At 67.1% G+C, this 4,690-nt stretch carries 3 protein-coding genes and 1 pseudogene; all 4 read right to left on the minus strand.

Annotated features, from left to right (window positions below; genetic code table 11):
* Positions 1-188 precede the first annotated feature (188 nt).
* The gene (gene prmC, locus ACWEWT_RS38455; protein WP_452565882.1) at positions 189-1,064 is read right to left on the minus strand and encodes a peptide chain release factor N(5)-glutamine methyltransferase; all 876 of its coding nucleotides are present in this window, start codon (positions 1,062-1,064) and stop codon (positions 189-191) included.
* A gap of 46 nt (positions 1,065-1,110) precedes the next feature.
* The gene (prfA, locus tag ACWEWT_RS38460) at positions 1,111-2,187 is read right to left on the minus strand and encodes a peptide chain release factor 1 (protein ID WP_452565883.1); all 1,077 of its coding nucleotides are present in this window, start codon (positions 2,185-2,187) and stop codon (positions 1,111-1,113) included.
* A gap of 98 nt (positions 2,188-2,285) precedes the next feature.
* Positions 2,286-2,516, minus strand: a complete 231-nt coding sequence (gene rpmE / locus ACWEWT_RS38465; protein ID WP_030522405.1) for a 50S ribosomal protein L31 — start codon at positions 2,514-2,516, stop codon at positions 2,286-2,288.
* A gap of 351 nt (positions 2,517-2,867) precedes the next feature.
* Positions 2,868-4,139, minus strand: a pseudogene (rho, locus tag ACWEWT_RS38470) (transcription termination factor Rho); the annotation flags it as partial.
* Between the last annotated feature and the right edge of the window lie 551 nt (positions 4,140-4,690).

A 4,690-nucleotide genomic window follows, 5' to 3' on the forward strand; every position in this document is an offset into this window, starting at 1 on the left:
GGCCTCGAGACTCGCGCTTCGCGCATGCGCTTCGAGGCCTGAACGGCGGGACGGGCCTCAACCCTTCGAGGTGTCTCGCAGAACTCGACTCATGGGGTTACGCCGCGTACTACTTCCGGGGGGTATCTCTCGGGAAGCCGCTGCTGTGCGGGCCGCACGGATTCGAAGCCCGGGTGTACAACTAACCGTCAGTTCAGACGTACAGCAGCCACGAAGCGTGGCTTCCCGGCCAGGTCGGGATGCTCGACGATATCGGTGAACCGGCCGTCGCCGGCCAGCAGCCGGGCCAGTTCACCGCCGTTGCTGTCGTCGTGCTCGATCGCCGCTCCCCCACCGGGTCGCAGCAGGCGGCCGATGAGCGGCACCAGGGGGCGGATGACATCCAGGCCGTCGGAGCCACCGAACAGCGCCCGGTGCGGGTCGTGGTCGGCGACCTCGGGAGACAGTTCGGCACTGTCGGGGATATAGGGCGGATTGGCGACGATCAGATCGGCGTACCCGTCGAGTTCGGTGAGCAGATACGGATCGGTGACATCGTCGTGGTGCAGGGTGATCGGAGTATCACCGTCGGCGGCACGCTCTTCGGCATTGCGGCGCGCCCAGCTCAGCGCGTCCGGATCCAGTTCCACCGCATGTACATCGGCATCGGGCCGGGCGTGCGCCAAAGCCAGAGCGAGCGCTCCGGAGCCGGTGCACAGGTCCACCACCACGGGTGTGTGATCATGCCGAACCACCTCCAGGTGGGCGAGCGCCCAGGCGAAGAGCAGTTCGGTTTCCGGGCGCGGTACGAAAACGCCGGGGCCCACGTGGAGATCGATCTCACCCATATACGAGCGCCCGGTGAGATGCTGCAGCGGCACTCGCTCCGCCCGGCGGGCCACCAGCGCCCGATAGCCGGTGAGCTGCTCCGGGTCGATGAGGGGGTGCAGCAGCAAACGGGAGCGCTCCACACCGAGCAGATGCGCGGCGAGTTGCTCGGCGTCCGCGCGCGGGCTGGGCACGCCGGCTCTGTCGAGAATTCTCGTTGCCTCGGCAAGTGCAGGGCGGAGCTGAACGCGGGTCATCTCGGACATTCTGGTGTGTTTTCGGAAGGTCGGCGGGTGTCGGAATCTATTCGGCCATGCGTGCTGCGCGGTCCGCGGTGGCCAGGGCATCCAGGAGTGCGTCCATCTCGCCGTTCAGGACCGCGTCCAGGTTGTGCGCTTTGTAGCCGATGCGGTGGTCGGCGATACGGTTCTCCGGGAAGTTGTAGGTGCGGATGCGTTCGGAGCGATCGACCGTGCGGATCTGTCCGGCCCGGCCTTCCGCTGCTTCCTGCTCCGCCTGTTCTTCGGCGAGAGCCTGCAGGCGCGCCGCCAAGACCTGCATGGCACGGGCCTTGTTCTGGAGCTGCGAGCGTTCGTTCTGGCAGGTGACGACGATTCCCGACGGGAGGTGGGTGATCCGGACCGCCGAATCGGTGGTGTTGACTCCCTGGCCGCCTTTGCCCGAGGAACGGTAGACGTCGATGCGCAGGTCGCTTTCGTCGATCTGCACTTCTTCGACCTCGTCGGGTTCGGGATAGATGAGAACGCCGGCCGCCGACGTGTGCACCCGGCCCTGGGATTCGGTGACCGGCACCCGCTGCACCCGATGGACCCCGCCCTCGAATTTGAAGCGCGACCACACCCCGTCGCGGGCGGTGTCGCGGCTCTTGATGGACAGCGTCGCCTCTTTGTAACCGCCCAGGTCAGAGACGGCCGCGTCGAGGATTTCGACCTTCCAGCCGCGCCGTTCCGCGTACCGGACGTACATCCGGGCCAGATCGGCGGCGAACAGTGCCGATTCTTCGCCGCCTTCACCTGATTTCACTTCCAGCACCACATCGTCGCCGTCGTGCGGATCACGCGGGGCGAGTAGGTCGGCGAGTTGTTTCTCGAGTTCTTCGAGCTGTTCCTCGAGGCCGGGTACTTCGGCGGCGAATGCCGAATCGTCGGCGGCCAGTTCCCGGGCCGCCTCGAGGTCGTCGCGGGTGGCGGAGAGTTTCTTGTAGGTGGTCATCACCGGGGCCAGTTCGGCGAACCGCTTCCCGACCCGCCGGGCGGCGTCCGGATCGTTGTGCAGGGCCGGGTCCGCCAGCTGGGTTTCCAGTCCGGCGTATTCGGCCAGCACATCGTCGATCGCGGACGGTGCGGTTTTCTCGGCCATGAACGTGGCTCCTACTCGAAAGGACGACGCGGGGAGGGTGGGTAGAAAAGCGCCAACGCCCGGCCTGCGAAGAGCAGGACCGGGCGTTGGCGGGAAAGCTACTTGGCGTCGGCTTCCTTCTTGGCACGCTTGCCGTAGCGGGCCTCGAAGCGGGCCACACGACCGCCGGTGTCCAGGATCTTCTGCTTGCCGGTGTAGAACGGGTGGCACTGCGAGCAGACCTCGACGGTGATATGTCCCGATTCCTTGGTGGAGCGGGTCTGGAAGGTATTACCGCAACCGCAGACCACCGTGGTGTCGACGTAGGTCGGGTGAATTCCTGCCTTCATGGGTGTCCTCTCGATATTGGTCGCCGGGTCGCTCGCGGCATACTGCCTCGAACGTGAACCGGAACCGACTTCAGGCGGGATTGTCTGCGCGAATCGCAGACGCACGGCGGTCGATTATGCCAGAACCGCCGATGCCCGCTGCAACGCCCCCACCCCGGGTTTTGTTCCACGCGCCGTCGGTGACCCGCCCTACCGACGCCCTCGCAACGACCACGCCACCCCGGAAACACCGAGTGGGTCGACCTTTCGGAAAGGTCGACCCACTCGGTGCCGAGGCCGGCGAGGCCCCGAAGGCGGGACTTCAGGGGGTCCCGGCCCCGCGACGCCGCAGGCGGCGCCGAAAAACACAACTCATTCGTCCAGCGCGCCCGGTGCGGTCTTGGAGACCTGCATCAGGAACTCGAGGTTGTTCTTGCTCTTGCGCAGACGGTCGATCAGCAGATCGATCGCCTGGTGCGAGTCCAGACCGGACAGGACACGGCGCAGTTTGTGCAGGACCGCGGCCTCGTCCGGGTTGAGCAGCAGTTCGTCCTTACGGGTGCCGGACGGGTTGACGTCCACCGCGGGGAACACTCGCCGCTCGGCGATCTTGCGGTCCAGTTTGAGCTCGGCGTTACCGGTGCCCTTGAACTCCTCGAAGATCACCGTGTCACCGGTCGAACCGGTTTCCACCATGGCGGTGGCGATGATGGTGAGCGAACCGCCGTTCTCGATATTGCGGGCCGCGCCGAGGAACCGCTTGGGCGGGTACAGCGCGGTGGAATCGACACCACCGGACAGGATGCGCCCCGAGGCCGGCGAGGAGTTGTTGTACGCGCGGCCGAGGCGGGTGATGGAGTCGAGCAGCACCACCACGTCCTTGCCCATTTCGACCAGGCGCTTGGCCCGTTCGATGGCCAGTTCGGCGACCGAGGTGTGATCCGACGGCGGCCGGTCGAAGGTCGAGGCGATGACCTCACCCTTCACCGAACGCTGCATATCGGTGACCTCTTCGGGACGTTCGTCGACCAGGACCACCATGAGGTAGCACTCGGGGTTGTTGATCGCGATCGCGTTGGCGATGTCCTGCATGATCGTGGTCTTACCGGCTTTCGGCGGGGACACGATCAACGCGCGCTGACCCTTACCGATCGGCATGATCAGGTCGATCACCCGGGTCGTCAGCTTGTTCTGCTGGGTTTCCAGGCGCAGCCGCTGGTTCGGGTACAGCGGGGTGAGCTTGTTGAAATCGGGGCGGCGCTTGGCCGAATCGATTTCGGCACCGTTGACGGTGTCCAGCCGCACCAGCGGATCGAACTTCTGCCGCTGGTTGCTCTGCTCACCGTCCCGCGGGGCGCGGACCGCGCCGGTGATCGCGTCGCCGCGGCGCAGGCCGTTCTTGCGCACCAGGTTCATCGAGACGTAGACGTCGTTCGGGCCGGCCAGATAGCCGGAGGTGCGCACGAAGGCGTAGTTGTCCAGTACGTCGAGGATGCCCGCGACCGGCTGGAGCACATCGTCTTCGCGGATCTCGGGCTCGCGCGCCTCACCGCCGCCACCGTCGCGATCGCGACCCCGGCGGCGTTCGCGGAACCGGCGGCCGCGGCGGCCACGGCCACCTTCTTCGTCGTCACCACCGCGATCGCCGCCCCGGTTGGCACCGGAGCCACGCTGGTCGCCGCCCTGATTCTGCTGGCCGGACTGGTTACGGTCACGGCGGCGTTCGCCCTGCTCGCCGTCCTTACCGTCCTTGCCGTCCTGTTTGGCGCCGTCCTGTTTGGCGTCCTCACCGGCGGGCTCACCGTTCTTGGGCTGCTGATCCCGGCCGCGACGCTGGCGGCCCCGGCCGCGCTGGCCGGAATCCCGGCCCGAGTCCTCGGTGCCGTCGGTCGACTTGTTGTCGGCTCTGGCCTCGGTCTTGGCACCCGATTCGGTCTCCGCGGCGTTGCCTGCGGTGCCGTTGGCGGTCGCCGTGCCGTTGGTGGCGGCCTGATCGGTCTTGCCCTTGTCCGCGGGCGCCGAATCCTTCTTCGCGGCGGTATCGGCGGCGGGCGCGGCGGCCGCGGGAGCCGACGCGGCGGCGGGCGCGGCCTCGACGGCAGGAGTATCCGCGCCACGAAATCGACGATTCCGGGACTCGCGTCCTCAGCTTTGTCAACTGGACGGGCCGGCGGGTGCGGTATCCGGACCCCGAA

The sequence above is a fragment of the Nocardia sp. NPDC003963 genome, assembly GCF_053605105.1.